13 protein-coding genes and 1 other RNA gene are annotated in these 17,089 nt (G+C 41.1%); 9 read left to right on the forward strand and 5 right to left on the reverse strand.

The features are described 5' to 3' along the window. Nucleotides 1-2 precede the first annotated feature (2 nt). The 4 genes from NSTCB13_RS14095 to NSTCB13_RS14110 all read right to left on the reverse strand — a co-directional run bounded on the left by NSTCB13_RS14095 (nt 3) and on the right by NSTCB13_RS14110 (nt 2,615). The gene (locus NSTCB13_RS14095) at nt 3-383 is read right to left on the reverse strand and encodes a DUF120 domain-containing protein (RefSeq protein WP_448272756.1); all 381 of its coding nucleotides are present in this window, start codon (nt 381-383) and stop codon (nt 3-5) included. A gap of 176 nt (nt 384-559) precedes the next feature. Then, nucleotides 560-1,168, reverse strand: a complete 609-nt coding sequence (locus tag NSTCB13_RS14100) for a TetR/AcrR family transcriptional regulator (RefSeq protein ID WP_445628020.1) — start codon at nt 1,166-1,168, stop codon at nt 560-562. Between the two features lie 112 nt (nt 1,169-1,280). Further along, nucleotides 1,281-1,784: a GNAT family N-acetyltransferase gene (locus NSTCB13_RS14105; protein ID WP_445628019.1), complete on the reverse strand. Its 504-nt coding sequence runs from the start codon at nt 1,782-1,784 to the stop codon at nt 1,281-1,283. 114 nt (nt 1,785-1,898) lie between these two features. Then, a complete protein-coding gene (locus NSTCB13_RS14110) occupies nt 1,899-2,615 on the reverse strand; it encodes a DJ-1/PfpI family protein (protein ID WP_445628018.1) in 717 nt (238 codons plus the stop codon). A 322-nt stretch (nt 2,616-2,937) separates the two neighbouring features. Between NSTCB13_RS14110 and NSTCB13_RS14115 the strand changes: the two genes are divergently transcribed. After that, nucleotides 2,938-3,423, forward strand: a complete 486-nt coding sequence (locus NSTCB13_RS14115) for a beta-lactamase hydrolase domain-containing protein (protein ID WP_194040625.1) — start codon at nt 2,938-2,940, stop codon at nt 3,421-3,423. A 299-nt stretch (nt 3,424-3,722) separates the two neighbouring features. On the opposite strand, the gene NSTCB13_RS14120 is transcribed toward NSTCB13_RS14115, so the two are convergent. Next, a complete protein-coding gene (locus NSTCB13_RS14120; protein WP_445628017.1) occupies nt 3,723-4,046 on the reverse strand; it encodes a slr1957 family protein in 324 nt (107 codons plus the stop codon). Between the two features lie 732 nt (nt 4,047-4,778). Here NSTCB13_RS14120 and NSTCB13_RS14125 point away from each other — a divergent pair. The 8 genes from NSTCB13_RS14125 to NSTCB13_RS14160 all read left to right on the forward strand — a co-directional run bounded on the left by NSTCB13_RS14125 (nt 4,779) and on the right by NSTCB13_RS14160 (nt 17,087). After that, nucleotides 4,779-5,303 carry a pentapeptide repeat-containing protein gene (locus NSTCB13_RS14125; protein WP_448272757.1) on the forward strand — a complete coding sequence of 175 codons (525 nt, stop codon included), beginning with the start codon at nt 4,779-4,781 and terminating at the stop codon, nt 5,301-5,303. Continuing rightward, nucleotides 5,300-6,466 carry a 5-(carboxyamino)imidazole ribonucleotide synthase gene (locus NSTCB13_RS14130; RefSeq protein WP_448272758.1) on the forward strand — a complete coding sequence of 389 codons (1,167 nt, stop codon included), beginning with the start codon at nt 5,300-5,302 and terminating at the stop codon, nt 6,464-6,466. Before NSTCB13_RS14125 ends, NSTCB13_RS14130 begins: the two co-directional genes overlap by 4 nt. Before the next feature lie 60 nt (nt 6,467-6,526). Beyond that, nucleotides 6,527-6,710: non-coding RNA, 6S RNA (gene ssrS, locus NSTCB13_RS14135), on the forward strand. Nucleotides 6,711-6,846: 136 nt separating this feature from the next. After that, nucleotides 6,847-12,267, forward strand: coding sequence for a trifunctional serine/threonine-protein kinase/ATP-binding protein/sensor histidine kinase (locus NSTCB13_RS14140; protein WP_448272759.1), 5,421 nt, complete (start codon nt 6,847-6,849; stop codon nt 12,265-12,267). A 167-nt stretch (nt 12,268-12,434) separates the two neighbouring features. Continuing rightward, nucleotides 12,435-13,700, forward strand: coding sequence for a M16 family metallopeptidase (locus NSTCB13_RS14145; RefSeq protein WP_448272760.1), 1,266 nt, complete (start codon nt 12,435-12,437; stop codon nt 13,698-13,700). Between the two features lie 132 nt (nt 13,701-13,832). After that, nucleotides 13,833-15,107 (forward strand): M16 family metallopeptidase, encoded by a 1,275-nt coding sequence (locus tag NSTCB13_RS14150; protein WP_448273202.1) that lies wholly within the window; start codon nt 13,833-13,835, stop codon nt 15,105-15,107. 107 nt (nt 15,108-15,214) lie between these two features. Further along, on the forward strand, nt 15,215-16,210 hold the full coding sequence (locus NSTCB13_RS14155; protein WP_445628012.1) for a peptidoglycan-binding domain-containing protein: 996 nt from the start codon (nt 15,215-15,217) through the stop codon (nt 16,208-16,210). A gap of 523 nt (nt 16,211-16,733) precedes the next feature. After that, the gene (locus NSTCB13_RS14160; protein WP_094347683.1) at nt 16,734-17,087 is read left to right on the forward strand and encodes a phage holin family protein; all 354 of its coding nucleotides are present in this window, start codon (nt 16,734-16,736) and stop codon (nt 17,085-17,087) included. The last annotated feature ends 2 nt before the right edge of the window (nt 17,088-17,089 follow it).

A 17,089-nucleotide genomic window follows, 5' to 3' on the forward strand; every position in this document is an offset into this window, starting at 1 on the left:
AATCAGACATCGAGAACCTCGACTTCAATCAAATCATTATCTTTAAGGTTATATAGCTCCCGCAGTTTCACATCGCAAGCTATCTCAATAATTGTTTTTGGATGATCTCCACTTTCAGTATTATTTTTGTCTGTTCTTAAGATAAAAGCATCTCTACCAAATATCTGACAAGGAACAATGCTCACAGAAACAGTCCCTCCATATTCTTCCTTTTCCAGACGCATAACATTTTTCGGGAGATGGTAAGGTTGATTTAATTGAATATTTAAAGTTCCAGGGAAGAATTTCATCCCTGTTTTTCTCAAGTAATATTCTTGGAGTTTCTCAATCCAGTAAGAAAAGTTTCCGAAACCACTGACAACCTTACCTTTTAAAATTTTCATATATCTTTATGTATATAAATAAGCTGGTATTTATATTAGTTAAACTTCAAGAATAATTTAAAATCCAGAAACAATAATTTGTCTCTAACTCTTTCCCCCTGCTCCCACGGTTACTGAGCGTAGTCGAAGTATGCTCCCCTGCTCCCTATTTGTATCAACCTGAAAGTAAAATGGTATTAGAGGGGAGTAGTACTTATACCGCGCACAAAAATATCTACACAGGTTTCGATATAGTCCTCACAGCTATAGCTGCTGGAATTGAATTTTGCACTGCGGCATAGCATTCCAGCTAACAGCATTCCTGTGAACATATCGACAGCCGGAAATGGATCGAGGTCTGCTCTGACAGTGCCTCGTTTCTGACTCGATTGCAGGTAAGCTACCAGTTTTTCGGCTAAGGGCTTGGCAGCTTCTTGAATCACTTGTTTGGCTGCCTCTGGATGACGTTTGGCTTCTCCAATGAAGGTACGAATTAAGTCTTCCTGCGTCTCCAGCATAGTATTGTAAAGATGGGCATACTGTTTTAAATCAATTTTGAGATCCTGTGTCCACGCTTCGGGGTGTGCAAGGGCTTCTGTCTGGAGTGCTAAGGCATTTTTCATTACTGCTCCCAGAAGTTGTTCTTTGCTAGCAAAGTGGCGAAATAAAGTCACCTCATTTACACCAGCAACACGAGCTATTTCACGGGTAGTTGCTCCTTGAACACCTAAACTGGCAAATACCTGCAAGGCGGCTTCTATCAAACGTGTACGGGTGAGAGTTGATGAACGGATAGTTTTATGCATTTATGCTGGCAAGTACTTACTTTGATCATAGATTATGTAGAAAAAGTAGTCGTAATTTAGGGAAAATAGTATTAATGCCAACATTTTTAAAGTTATTGAAAATATTTCCCTCTTAAGTTGATTTCGCTGCAATAGCTAATGTTTTACTCATTTTAGTAACTGGAACAACTATCCCACTTCTTAAATAATGAGGTGCTTTTTGGATAGCAGTAAATCCCAATCGTAAATAAAACCCTTCAGCATAAAGGCTAGCAGTTGTAATTACCTTGTCTATACTTTGCTCAGTTGCTTCGTCGCAAAAATGTTGAACTAAAGCACGGCCAATCCCTTTACCTTGATATTTAGGATGAACATACAGCCCGATGAGTTCATCAACAATGAAACTAGCAAAACCGACAACAACATCTCCCTCGATCGCAACCCAGAAAGATTCTGTTTTCATACTCTTCAAGATATTTGAACCATCAGGTTTGTCGCGGTAATTGCGCCAAGCTAAAAGTTCTTTTTGGGTGTAGAAAGTTGCAGGTAGAGCTTTGATAGCAGCAATATGAATTGCACTCAGCACCCACGCATCTGTTTCTTGGGCAGGTCGAAGAGATATTTCGTTAGTGTTCATTTGAAATTTGTATTAGATGCTTGTTTGACTTTCTAAGCCAAAGATATCGAGTTTGGGATATAAAAATTTTAGTTGGGTAGGCAGTAGCCCGTCATAGACATCGCAACACATCAATTAGCTGATATTAGTAGTTTGCAATTGAGTTACAACTCGCTGGACAATTTGCCGTCTAATTTCCTGAACATTATGACTCGCAGCGGTAACACGAGCAAGTACAGCCGCCGGAGCAGTTTGGGGAGAACCACTGTTAAAGGGTGGTTGGGGATTGTATTCGATCCCTAGTTGAATTGCTTGGGCGATCGCTTCTCCAAATAACTCAGCAGCGATCGCTAGTCCAAAATCAATGCCAGCTGTCACACCGCCACCTGTAATTCGATTGCGATCGATGACAACTCTTTGGGCAATTGTCTCAACTCCCAACATCTCAAGCAAATCCAACGATTGCCAGTGAGTAGTGGCATGATACCCCTGAAGTAAACCCGCCGCCGCCAGCAGCAGAGAACCAGTGCAGACAGCAGTAACGTAGCGAGCTTGTTTCCCTTGGTTTCTAAGAAAATTGAGAAACTTTTCATCTTCCATTTTGGCATTGATACCTGGGCCTCCTGGCACAAATAACACATCTAAGGCTGGTGCTTGAGCAAAGGTTGTGTCAGGTAGAAAGGTAAGGCCGCGATCGCTCCGAATTGGTTCGAGTGTTTCCGCTAGCAAATATACCTGCGCCTTTGGCAATCTGACAAAGATTTCGTAGGGCCCCGTGAAATCTAACTGCGTCACATTTGGGAATAATACTATTCCAATCGATAGAGAAGGAACCTGTTCAATAAAAGTCATTATTTATACCCTTATTTGCAAAATTCTAATATAATTGCTCTCCCAGCTTGTCAAATACTATAACTTCTGAAACATAAACTACGGTAATCTTATCGACAAAAAGTATTACAAGCTTTAATCACCACTAAATCTACCGACAAGCCGTATATTATGGATAAAGCAATAAAATAACCAACTTCAAAAGACAAATTTTGAAGTAATCAAGCAATATCTTGTGATATTTGGCTAATTTTGTTGTGCTTATTTTGAATATCTGCTTAAAGCTTGCTCTCTTAGAGTATTTAGCAAGCTGGGAGATATTAGAAAGTCAAAAGGAGTGAATGTGATCAACGCCATACAAATTAACGAAAACTTGACAACTACAGGACAAGTCATACCGAAACAGCTTGAGCAAGCTATTCAAGAAGGTTTTAAATCCGTTCTCAATTTGCGATCGCCTGATGAACTAGGATTTTCTAAGGATGAGCAAAAAGTAGCGGAAGCATTGGGGCTGTATTATCAAAATGTTCCCCTCAAGGTGGATCTCAAAAATTTGAATGAAGAGGTAATTACCAAAATCCTCACGACACTCGAACAAATCCCGAAACCAGCAGTTGTGCATTGTGCCGCCGGAATGCGATCGACTGGAATTGCGCTGTTAAGTATCGCTATCCAGGAAGGATTAACGCCAGAGGAAACCTTAGCAAAAGCAAGAAATCTCGGCTTTGGATTCTTTGAACACGCTGGTGTTAGTCCCCGATTGAAGCAATTATTTGTGGACTATGTTAACAAACACGCGAAGGTAGCTTTACCTGCTAGCTGCTCTTAAGTATTAGTGATTTCTAATTGTTATGTCTTAATAGACTAGACGGCTGCTATACAAATTATTGAAGAAGAATTCAGAAGTTAGGATTCAAAATTAAGATGTTCTCTATGTTCGCGCTGCGGTAGCGAGTCCCACAGAATTCAATTCTGTTAGCGGATAGCTAAGGTTTAGCCCATTCTGACTCACCTCGACTGCGCTCGGCGACCACCTGACTCCTGAATTCTTTCTTCTTAAAAATTAAAAACTGCTCTTGCTGAAAGTAGACAAGAGCAGTTTTTAATAGCAAAGCCCAACATAAAAATTTAGGCATCTTCAAGTTCAAATTGAGCCACCGTAACAGCATTAAAAGCGAAAGCTAAAACTAATGGCATTGGCGACTGAAACCAAAAGGTAAAAAGAACAGCTAGGATTGTGCCTATTACTGCGGACATTGACCACAATCGCTCTTCAAAAGTCAGTCCTTTTTCGGCTTTAATCAATCTGAGAGCATGAACTGGAATTGGCTCCGGCATTACCCCACCCGGAGGGAAAGCCCAGAAGTTGTTACGTCGCTCAACAAATAAATCTGTCCAGCCATTTTCTTGGCACCATGCCTCAATCCATTGAAGTGAGTAATGATTCATCATCGGGTTTCAGAGTTCGGTTTGTAGAAGTTTTGTGCTTGGTGAATGTAAACTCTTGGAGATTCCTGAAGAACTAACTAATCGCTATAAAGTGAACGCTAATGCTCGATATTTAAGCTTTGTTAAGCAATTGAGACGCATATAATTACGACTCAAACCTTGCTTTCATTAATTAAAAGACTAACAGTTGATCGGGGCTGTTGAATTTAAAAGACAACAAACTTTACTTGAAAAATGGAAAGTCAAGAATTGTAAATAACTCCATGAGTATTACTGCTCAAAAAAACTTTTTATATCTTGAAAATTTAAATCTACAAATGAAGAATTGTAAATAGGTCAACAAGCATAGACCATAGGAAATATTGCTTTACTCAGCTAAATTATTCCTTTAGAGTTAGGAATTTCAAGTTTTATCTTTATCAAGAGCGATAGATTATGCTCCCCGTCTCTATTTTGCTAAAGCTTGCTCGATCGGAGAAACAATTTATACTCAGTCATTGCGATCGCTATTGTATTTAATAAATATTGTTCTGAATCTCTAATTTTAGTGCGATCGCAGATTGCCACTCTCTACCTCAAGTAGCAGGGAGAATTCTGCTAAAGTCAGAAGTTTATGCTCTTTTTGCGTTACAAAATATTAAGCAACGGAAATACACGTTTTCCAAGTCCAGTAGCAAGGCTGCGAGTCTCAATTAGTACGATCCAGTCTTGCTAATATTCAAATTCGGTAATTAAATGCGGCGATTATACACTAAATTGGCTCTCAATATCTTTTGGCGGCAAACACTAGCATTCCTTCTCGGAATTATGATCTGGTGTGTGGCCGATCCAGCAGTGGCAGTAGACTGGACTCATCCACTGTCATTTAGCAATGCAGAGCTATCAAGACGTGATTTTTCTGGACAGAGTTTGCAAGCTGCGGAGTTTTCTAACGCCAATATGGAATTGGCTAACTTTACAAACGCTGACTTACGGGGAGCAGTCATGAGCGCTTCGGTGATGACAAAAGCAAATCTCCACGGAGCGGATTTAACGAATGCAATGGTCGATCAGGTAAACTTGACTAAGGCCGATTTGAGCGATGCAGTTTTCAAAGAAGCTCTTTTGCTCCGCGCCATATTTAATGATGTAAATATAGACGGTGCAGATTTTACAGATGCAATTTTGGATAGAGCGCAAATTAAAGAACTGTGCGAAAAAGCCAGTGGTGTGAATTCCAAAACAGGCGTGCAAACTCGTGATTCTCTAGGATGTCAATGAAGCGTGTTGGTGTAATTGGTGGCGGACAACTAGCCTGGATGATGGCGGATGCAGCACAGAAGCTAGGAGTAGAATTAATAGTACAAACTCCAAGCGTTCACGACCCGGCCGTGTCAATCGCTCAGGAAACTGTTTTCGCGCCAGTTGATGATGCAAGTGCTACGGAAATATTAGCTCAAAAATGCGATGTTATCACCTTTGAAAACGAATTTGTTAACCTGCAAGCTTTATCTCTTTTATCACAGCAAGGCGTTTGTTTCCGTCCCAAATTAGAAGCTTTAGCTCCTCTTTTAGATAAATATCATCAGCGTTGCTATTTACGTGATTTGGGCTTACCAGTTCCTCAATTTTTCGCCCTTGAGGAGGTGGAAAATATTCAATCCAAAATAGAATATCTAGGTTTTCCAGCAGTCTTGAAATCCCGTCGTCATGGTTATGACGGTCAAGGTACTTTCATAATTCAGGATTTTGCTGCTTTAGAACAAAAGCTAAGTCATGAAACCACAACAAAGACTTTAAATCAATCACTTTTCTTGGTAGAAGAATTTGTTCCCTTTGAAAGAGAATTAGCAATAATTGCAGCTCGTTCTGTGGAGGGAGAAATTGTCACTTACCCAGTAGTAGAAACCCAACAAGAACAACAAGTTTGTCGGCGGGCGATTGCGCCAGCCGAAATTACGCCCAATCAAGTAGCAGAAATCCAAGCGATCGCACATACTCTATTAAATAGCCTAGAAGTAGTGGGAATTTTTGGAATTGAGCTATTTCTCAGGGCTGATGGCAAAGTACTGGTAAATGAAATTGCACCACGTACCCACAATTCTGGACATTTTTCTCTTGACGCTTGCGAAACTTCTCAGTTTGAGCAGCATCTTCGAGCCGTTTGTGGTTTACCTTTGGGAAATCCGGCTTTAGAATGCGCGGGTGCTGTAATGGTTAACCTACTGGGGTATGAAAATTCTCACAGCGACTACCAAAGCCAGCGTCAACAAATAGCAGAAATTCCGCAGGCGCACGTTCACTGGTATGGGAAGACAGAATCACGTCCTGGGCGGAAGTTGGGACATGTCACTGTTTTGCTGGATAATCAAAATCGAGAGTCGGCAAGTGCATACGCCAATAACATCGCCCGCACCATAGAATCTATCTGGTATCCCAGGTAAATAGATCGGAAAGTTTCGATATTGAACACACAACATCTTTTGAAAAGCTATAATGAGTGAGTTGCACTACGACGTTGGTGACTGCCATCAAGTTTTTTGATCTATGCCTTTAATGACAAGGGAGTCAACTGTTCTCGTGGCAGTAGACCGGGCATGTACCCGGAAACTTTAAACGAGGAATTTAGGTTCCCACCTGGATAAACCCAGGTCATAAACTTAGGTAAAACGGCGTCGCGGTGAACTTAAAATTATTAGCTTCCAAAGTCAGTTAGAATTTGGGAGCTTTAATTATTTAAATCAGTTTAAAATAAGCGAACTGACAGTAAAGATAGGCATGTTTTTGGGAAACCTAGATACTGAGGTCTCAAGAATTAAGCCCTATGGTCAGCATTCCCGGATATCAAATTAGCAAAGAACTCTACAACGGTTCTCGAACCTTGGTTTATCGCGCTAATCGAGAAACTGACCAAAAATCTGTAGTGATTAAGCTGATGAAAACTGCTTATCCCAGCTTCAGCGAATTGCTACAGTTTCGCAACCAGTTCACCATTGCCAAAAATTTGAATCTACCTGGAATCATCCAAACCTATAGTCTGGAACCCTATCAGAATGGCTATGTGTTAGTGATGGAAGACTTTGGGGGAATTTCTCTAAAGCAGTGGCAAGACAGAGTAGAGAATAGGAGAATAGGGGAAACAACACAAGCTCTCATTGAGTTTTTACAAATTGCGATCGCACTGTGCAATACATTAGATATTCTAATTCGTTATCGGATCGTTCACAAAGATATTAAACCCGCCAATATTTTAATTCATCCAGAAACTAAAGAAGTTAAGTTAATTGACTTTAGTATTGCATCTTTGTTGCCACGAGAAACTCAAAGTCTCATGAGTCCTAATGTATTAGAAGGGACACTTGGCTATTTGTCTCCAGAGCAAACCGGACGAATGAATCGGGGGATTGATTACCGGACTGATTTTTATTCTCTGGGTGTAACTTTTTACGAATTACTAACAGGGCAATTACCATTTCAATCGCCCGATCCGATGGAATTGGTACATTGTCATATTGCCAAACTTCCGTCTTTAGTGCATGAGATTAATCCACAAATTGCGCCTGTACTCTCATCTATCGTTAGCAAATTGATGGCGAAAAATGCCGAAGACCGCTATCAGAGTGCATTTGGGCTGAAATATGATTTAGAAAATTGTTTAGCTCAACTTAAGGACACGGGTAAAATTGTAAGTTTCCCAATTGCTCAACGGGATGTGTGCGATCGCTTTATTATCACAGAAAAACTCTATGGGCGCGAGCATGAAGTTGAAACTCTGCTGAAAGCATTTGAACGCGTTACCAACAACCAAACAGAACTAATGCTGGTAGCTGGTTTTTCTGGTATTGGTAAAACTGCTTTAATTAACGAGGTTCACAAACCCATTGTCCGGCAAAGGGGCTACTTCATCAAAGGCAAATTTGACCAATTTAATCGGAATATTCCCTTTTCCGCTTTTGTGCAGGCATTTCGAGACTTAATGGGACAATTACTGAGTGAAAGTGATGTCCAATTGTCAACTTGGAAAAATAAAATTTTACAAGTGCTGCGGGATGAGGGGCAAGTTATTCTTGAAGTAATTCCCGAACTAGAACAAATTATTGGTCAACAACCACCTGCAACGGAACTTTCACAGAGTGCAGCCCAGAATCGCTTCAATTTACTCTTTCAAAAGTTCATTCAGGTATTCACCACAAAAGAACATCCATTAGTAATTTTCCTCGATGATTTGCAGTGGGCTGATTCTGCATCACTCAAATTGATGCAGTTGTTGATGAGCGAATCAGGAAGTGGAGCTTTACTTTTAATTGGCGCTTATCGAGACAATGAAGTATCTACCGCACATCAGTTGATGTTGACTTTAGCGGAGATTCGCAAAGCCAATGCGACAATTCACAGCATTACTTTAGCTCCGTTAAGTAAAGCTAGTTTAAATCAATTGGTGGTTGATACCTTAAGTTGTTCAAGTAAAACTGCCCAACCACTAACGCAACTCGTCTATCAAAAAACTCAAGGAAATCCATTTTTTGCAACCCACTTTCTCAAAGTATTATATGAAGATGGGCTGATTACTTTTAATTTTGCTCAAGGTTACTGGCAATGTGATATTGTTGCTGTGAAAGCACTCGCCCTTACGGATGATGTTGTAGAATTCGTAGCGCTACAGTTGCAAAAGTTGCCAGATACAACGCAAGATATGTTGAAATTAGCTGCATGTATTGGCAACCAGTTTGATTTGCTAACCTTAGCAATTGTTTCTGAACAATCGGAAACGGAAGCAGCAGCATCTTTATGGAAAGCTTTGCAAGAAGGGTTAGTTTTACCTACTAGTGAAGTTTATAAATTTTTTCAAGATAATGAACATATTTATGACTCAAACGCCTTAGATTCTAATTTCCAAATCCCCACCTATAAATTTTTACACGATCGCGTGCAGCAAGCGGCTTACTCTCTAATTCCAGATGAAGAGAAACAATTTACTCATCTAAAAATTGGTCAATTACTCTTGCAAAATACCTCTGAGTCTCAGCAAGAGGAGCGAATTTTCGAGATTGTCAGTCAGTTGAATTGGGGAATGGCATTAATCACCCAGCCGACTGAACGTCAACAGTTAGCTCAATTAAATTTGAATGCCGGTCGAAAAGCGAAAGAAGCTACCGCTTATAGTGCAGCAATTCATTACTTGTATTCTGGAATGCAGCTGCTACCGATTAATAGTTGGAAAATCGCCTACGAATTGACTCGAAGTTTACACGAAGAAGCTGCCGAAGCTGCTTTTCTCAACAATGAATTTGAGCAGATGGAATCTCTTATCCAGGTTGTCATCGAACAAACAACCACCTTACTGGATAGAGTGAAAGTTTATGAAGTGCAACTCCAAGCTTATCAGGTTCAGGGTCAACCATTCCGAGCGATCGCAACAGGGTGTGAACTTCTCGCTCAACTTGGGGTAACATTACCTGAATCAGTAACACCTCCAGACATTCAGCAATATGTAGTCAACACACTCTCAACTTTGGCAGCTAGAAGTATTCAGAGCTTAGTTGATTTGCCATTGATGGATGATACCAAAGCTTTGGTTGCTTTGCGGATTATGGCTAGCATTGCTCCCGCTATCCACCAGACTTCTTCCTATCTTTTACCAATTATTGCCTGCGAAGAGGTAAATTTATCTCTTAAATACGGTAATGCACCACTCTCTGCACCAGGGTATGCAGATTTTGGAATTGTACTTAATATTTGTAACCAACTGGAGTCAGGCTACGAATTTGGCCAGCTAGCTTTAATACTTGTGGATAGATTTAAAGCAAAATCTGTTCAAAGCATGACTCTATTTAAGGTGGGTGCATTGAATCAATGTAATAAACAACATGTTCGCACCTCAATTAGTTTATTACAGGAATCCCATAGTCTTGGATTAGAAACAGGCGATTTTTTTCATGTGTTGGCATCGATGATTTTCAAGTTATTCTATGTCTATTTAAGTGGCACAGAAGTTTTGGAAATTATCTTAGCAGATATCAAAGCCTACGAGTCTAATTTTGCCCAAAATCAGCGCTTATTAAATTGGTCGAATATAATCTGTCAAAACATTAACAATTTAACCGAATCTAGCGATAATCCAGAGCGTTTAATTGGTGAAGATTATCAATATAAACAAATATTATCTGCGCTAATTGAAGAGAACGACGAATTAACACTCCATATATTCTTCCTAAGTAAATTAACACTCAATTATTTGTTTGGGAATTTTCCGGCAGCAGTTGAAAATGGAAATCAGGGAGAGCAATACCTCAACGGTGGCGCAGGAATGCTATCTGTGCCTGTTTTCTACTACTACGATTCTCTGTCTCGGCTGGCTGTCTATCCTACGGCTGAAGCATCTCAACAAGAGCAATTACTCTTAAAGGTTGGCGAAAATCAGGAAAAATTGCAGTTTCGAGCCAAATTTGCACCGATGAATTTCCAGCACAAATTTGATTTGGTGGAAGCAGAACGGCATCGGGTTTTAGGCGAAAAAATAGCAGCAATAGAATTGTACGATCGCGCCATAACTCTAGCGAAAGAAAACCAATATATCCAAGAAGAAGCCTTGAGCAATGAACTAGCTGGCAAGTTCTACCTCGACTGGGGCAAAGAAAAAATCGCCCAAGTTTATATGCAAGAAGCTTATTACTGCTATGCTCGTTGGGGTGCTAAAGCCAAAACTGAGGATTTAGAAAAACGCTATCCTCAACTCCTGGCTCCCATCTTACAAGGGCAGCATCATCGCTTTCAACTGAGTTCAACCGTCGATGCATCATCATTTCCACATCAAACCATCCACACAAATCTTTCTAGCAGCAGTATTTCGGAAGCCCTCGATTTTGCCACCATCTTTAAAGCCGCACAAGTTCTCTCCAGTGAAATTCAATTAGAGCAATTACTCACTACCCTTTTGCAAGTGGTGATGGAAAATGCTGGGGCACAAAAAGCTGCATTACTTGTACTTCAACAGGGCGACTTGGTGGTTGAAGCTGTAGCTACCATCAATGAAGGAGTCAGCCTGGTATCTGCACCATTGTTAACCAGTGAAAGCATTCCGATTACATTGGTAAACTATGTCAAACGCAGCTTAAAAACTGTTGTGCTGGATGATGCAACAGCACAAACAGATTTTATCGCCGACTCATATTTTATGCAGCAACAACCTAAGAGTGTGTTGTGTACGCCGATGTTAAATCAGGGTAAACTCATCGGGCTGCTATATCTAGAAAATCCCCTGACAATTGGTGCATTTACAAGCGATCGCACCGAAGTTATCCAACTGCTATGCACTCAAGCTGCTATCTCTCTAGAAAATGCCCGTCTTTATCAAGAATCTCAAAATTATGCCCAAGAGTTAGAGCGATCGCTACAAGAACTTGAGCATACCCAATTACAAATGGTGCAAAATGAAAAAATGGCAACCTTGGGTAATTTGGTTGCTGGGGTGGCACATGAAATTAATAATCCCATTGGATTTTTGAAAGGCAGCCTTAACAATGCCGAAGAGTATATTCAAGACTTACTCGCCCATATCCAATGCTACCAACAACATCATGCCAATCCGGCGATCGCAGTCATTGAGCATAGCGAAGAAATTGACCTAGAATTCTTGACTGAAGACTTACCAAAGCTAGTAAGTTCGATGAAGGTGGCAAGCGATCGGATCAAAGATATTAGCATTAGTCTTCGCACCTTTTCCAGAGCCGATACAACTGAAAAAGTTGCTTGTAACATCCACGAAGGGATTGAGAGTACCCTGTTGATTTTGAAGTATCGCCTCAAAGCTAACGAAAAACGTCCAGCAATTGAAGTCATCACCGAATACGGAAAATTGCCGCCTGTTAAGTGCTTTTTAGGACAGTTAAATCAAGTATTTATGAATATCCTTGCTAACGCAATCGATGTCTTAGATACTTCCTGTGAGGGGCTTTCTTTTGCCCAAGCCCAAGCCAATCATCACCAAATACTGATTCGTACCGAAGTATCCAGCGAACAAAATATGGTGGTAATTCGCATCAAAGATAACGGTCAGGGAATGCCAGAGGAGGTTAGAGCTAGGATCTTCGATCGCCTATTTACAACGAAAGAGGTTGGGAAAGGAACAGGATTAGGATTAGCGATCGCTCGTCAAATTGTCGAAGAAACCCATGATGGGCGGTTGAGTTGCAATTCTGTGCTTGGCGAAGGAACAGAATTTGTCATTGAGATTCCAGTATTTTAACTAATTTGCGATTTTCCTCTCAATGCATAACGCTTCTAATTTTTCGGTAATCTGGAGAACAGCAATAGCATAATTCTCCTAAATCTGTATAACTTGATTCTAAATGAGGTAGCGTTCAGAGTTAAAATGACACAATTGCGTTAAATTGTGGTCAAAACTACAAAAAATTGTTAAAACAACTAACTAATACCGTATTTCCAGCCTCGATCTTCCGACTAGACAGTGGTTTAACTTTTATTCATCAAGAAATTCCCACTACTCCTGTCGTTGTGGCGGATGTTTGGGTGCGTGCTGGAGCCAGCTTAGAGCCAAAACCGTGGTTTGGCATGGCGCACTTTTTAGAACACATGATTTTTAAAGGTACGGCGACGCTACCCCCTGGAATGTTCGATTCCCAAGTTGAAAATCGGGGAGGCATCAGTAATGCAGCGACAAGCTATGATTATGCTCATTATTCACTCACCACAGCTGCTCCTTATTTAAAAGATACTCTTCCCTACTTGGGAGAACTACTACTCAATGCGGCAATTCCAGAAGATGAATTTAGCCGAGAACGGGATGTAGTGCTAGAGGAAATTCGCTCATGTCAAGACGATTCCGACTGGATAGGATTTCAAGCACTGATTCAAAGCATCTATCCGCATCACCCTTACGGACGTTCGGTGTTGGGTACTGAGCAAGAACTGATGCAGCAATCACCAGAAGCAATGCGCTGTTTTCACCGCACTCACTATCAGCCGGAAAACATGACGGTGGTAATTGCAGGGGGTATAGCCCAGCAACCAGCTTGGGAAATGGTAAATCATTCATTTAGTGATTTTGCCGAACCCTCGAATTGTCCGCAGTTGGAGAAAGTGACAAAGCCAGCGATCGCCGGAATTCATCGTCAAGAATTGTGTTTACCACGCATAGAGCAAGCGCGATTGTTGATGGCGTGGCTGGTACCCGGAGTAGAAGATATCCGTACTGGCTATGCTTTAGATTTTTTGTCAGTTTTATTGGCAGAAGGGCGGACTTCGCGTTTAGTGCGTGATTTACGAGAAGATTTGCAATTGGTACAGGGAATTTGCAGTAGTTTTTCTCTACAAAGAGAATCGAGTTTATTTACAATTACTGCTTGGTTAGCACCAGAAAATCTGGAGGAAGTTGAGTCTTTAATTTGCGCTCATTTGGATGATTTGCAGACTAAAGGAATTAGCGAACAAGAACTTGCTCGTACACGCAGGTTGCTATGTAACGAGTATGCGTTTTCTACCGAAACACCAAATCAACTGACAGGGCTTTATGGATATTACAATACCATTGCCCAAGCTGAATTAGCAGTGACATATCCCCAGCAAATTCAGTCTTTTGATGCCCAAGAATTGCAAAAATTAGCTAAACAGTATCTCTCGCCAGAGAATTACGCGGTTACTGTACTTAAACCGTGTTAGTTATTGGGCATTGGGCATTGGGCATGGGGCATTGGGCATTGGGCACTTGTACTGAGCGAAGTCGAAGTATTGGGCATTGGGCATTAGTTTTTGACAAAGGACAAAGGACAAATGACAAATGAGAAAGGACAAATGACAACCTTGCTGCAAAAATCGCCCATCCATCGCACTGTATTGAACAATGGCATTGTCGTGCTGGTGACAGAAAATCCGGCTGCGGACATTATTGCAGCGCGAATTTTTGTGCGTGCCGGTAGTTGTAACGAAAACCGGGAGCAAGCAGGGTTGGCACATTTGCTCTCAGCAGTCATGACAAAAGGATGTGATGGACTTTCTAGCTTGGAAATTGCAGAAATTGTCGAGTCTGTAGGGGCGAGTTTGAGTGCGGATGCTGGCACTGATTATTTTTTGCTATCTTTCAAGACGGTAACATCTGATTTTGGGGAAATTTTAACATTGGCAGGGCGGATTTTGCGATCGCCTACTTTTCCCGAAACTCAAGTGGAACTAGAACGGCGTTTAGCACTCCAGGATATTCGTTCGCAAAAAGAGCAACCATTCAATGTCGCCTTTGAACAAATGCGGCAGGTAATGTACCAAAATCACCCATACTCTATGTCAGTGCTGGGAGATGAAACCACTATGAGCCGCTTAACTCGTGCAGATTTAGTGGAGTATCACCAAACTTACTTTCGTCCAGATAATGTAGTAATTAGTATTGCTGGTAGAGTCACACCCACAGATGCAGCAGCGTTGGTGGAAGAAGTTTTTGCTGATTGGCAATCTCCACCCCAAGCACTGCCAATACTGAATTTACCTGAGATTAAGGTAGAACCGCAGGTAAGGCTAAAGCCAGTACAGACACAACAATCAATTGTGATGCTCGGTTATTTGGGAACATCAGTGAGTTCTGTTGACTACGCCCCATTGAAATTGCTGTGTACCTACTTGGGAAATGGGCTTTCTAGCCGCTTGTTTGTCGAATTACGGGAAAAACGAGGTTTAGCTTACGAAGTATCCGCTTTTTACTCCACAAGGCTATTTCCAGCCTCCTTTGTAGTTTACATAGGTACAGCACCAGAGAATACCAGCATCGCCCTAGAAGGACTGCGGAAAGAAGTAGATTTATTGTGTACTACCGAAGTATCCGAAAGCGCGCTCCAAGCTGCGAAAAACAAGATCCTGGGGCAATACGCCTTGGGTAAACAAACGAACGGACAAATTGCTCAGATATACGGTTGGTATGAAATTTTGGGCTTAGGAATTGATTTTGACACCAAGTTCCAAGAATTGATTACGGCGGTGAGTGCCAAAGATGCGATCGCTTCAGCTTGTAAATATTTAAAAGAGCCTTACTTGTCTTTAGTTGGTCAAGAAGAAGCAATTAATCGAGCGATCGCGAACTGAGAATCTGCCGCAACGACCCCCCGTCGGAGATATTGTAAAATGCAGCAGCTGTTTTTTAGACCAAGCGGCTGTACCATTAGCATGAGAATCTTCTGGGAGTGAATTCCATGCAACGCAGCCTGACAGCAAGTATTTTGAGTTACTTAAAATTACTAGACCCAACTGTAAATCGCTGTAGAATGGAAAAACGGCAAAAAGATTGGTGGCCAAAGAAGTCTAAATCTTTATCAGCCATTAAAATACTCTTGTTTTCTGCTACACCTCTGCTGATTACCTCAACGGCTGTAGTATCAATAGCAGCTCCACAAAAAATTGCCCAAGTAAATCCTGGAAATAGCATCAATCGCCCTAGCCTGAAAGTTGGCAGTCAAGGCGAACGTGTAGCTGAACTTCAGGCAGCTCTGAAACTTTTGGGTTTTTATTCTGGTGCAGTAGATGGTATTTATAGTGAAAATACAGCTACTGCTGTTTCCCGATTTAAACAAGCAGCTGGCTTGAATCCAGATGGCGTTGTTGATGCCAGCACTTGGCAACGACTTTTTCCTAATCAACCAGTAGCAGCATCAACCGCCCCTTCATCCCAGCCAATATTTAACTCAGCTACAAATTTTCCTGTTCCAACCCAGGCTAGTAACCTCACCAACGTTAGAAATCCCAACCCCAACCCTCCCAGACAAGCTGTAACACAAGTTCCGACTAGACCAGAACCAAAACCTACTACCCCAAAAAAAGCTGTAACCCAGGTTACGAACAACCCTGAGCCAAGACCTGCTACTCCCAGAAAAACTACAACTTCTAGCACAAAGAAACCGCCGAAGCGTACTACATCAACTACTAGAACTCAGTCAAACACAACTACAAAACGAACTCCTGGTATTCAATACACCTCAGAAGGATTGCCAATTTTGCGTATAGGATTACGTGGTTCTGAAGTTGTTAAGTTGCAACAACAACTGAAAAAGCTTGGTTTCTTGAAAGGTGATGCTGATGGCGACTTTGGCGAGACAACCGAAGCAGCAGTGAAAGCTGCACAAAAACGCTATGGTTTAGAACCTGACGGCGTAGTTGGTGGCTCTACCTGGGAGGTTCTTTTGCGGCGTTAGGCATGGTATGAGCATAGCCAGTATCTCCTTTGCGTGTGAGCAAAAACGCTGACAAAATGCTCCGAAGTTCTGAGAAGCTATTTTTTTTGGAAATTCCCAAGTTACAGAGGTTTTTCAACTTCAATAAACCTCTGTAGAGGTTTTGTGCTTCACAATATTTTTTATGAATTTAACTAAATCATCGTAATATCATTTTGAAAAATGATTGCGACAGATGGATTCACACCAAGCCAGACGCACCAAGGCAATTCCCAATCCAAAATCTAAAATGGTATAAGTTTCCTACTTAAATTGTACTCAGGTCGGTGTGGGTAGTTCACTGCGGTACATCCTGCAATACGATAAAGATATACCGATTAGAAGTATCTCTCTTGCCAGTACTGAAAAATTACATTGATTTTAGGCTGATAAAAGATGATGGCAACTTTAGGAGTCAAGCAAAACAACACTCGATAGTGTTACAAATCACAACTGGCAATAGTGAAATTAATTAAACTTACTGCTAAATCCTCTAAAAAAACTTATGCAACACTTTTTATTAACTTGGCTCGGTACTGCGGTGGCGTTATTCATTACAGCTAATATCGTTCCAGGATTCTTTATCAAGAATTTTGTGACTGCCTTAATTGCTGCCTTTGTAATTGGTTTGGTTAATGCATTTATTAGACCAATTTTACAGATTTTGACGTTTCCAATTACCTTGCTCACCTTTGGTTTATTTACATTGGTGATTAACGCCTTAGCCCTTTGGCTGGCAAGCGTCCTAACTCCTGGTTCTGGTTTTGAGATTCAGGGCTTTTTACCTGCTTTGTTAGGTTCAATTGTACTAGCAATTGTTTCTAGCATCATTAACTATTTTTTGAGAGTTGTTGACTAGAA

The sequence above is a fragment of the Nostoc sp. DSM 114160 genome, from assembly GCF_053470305.1.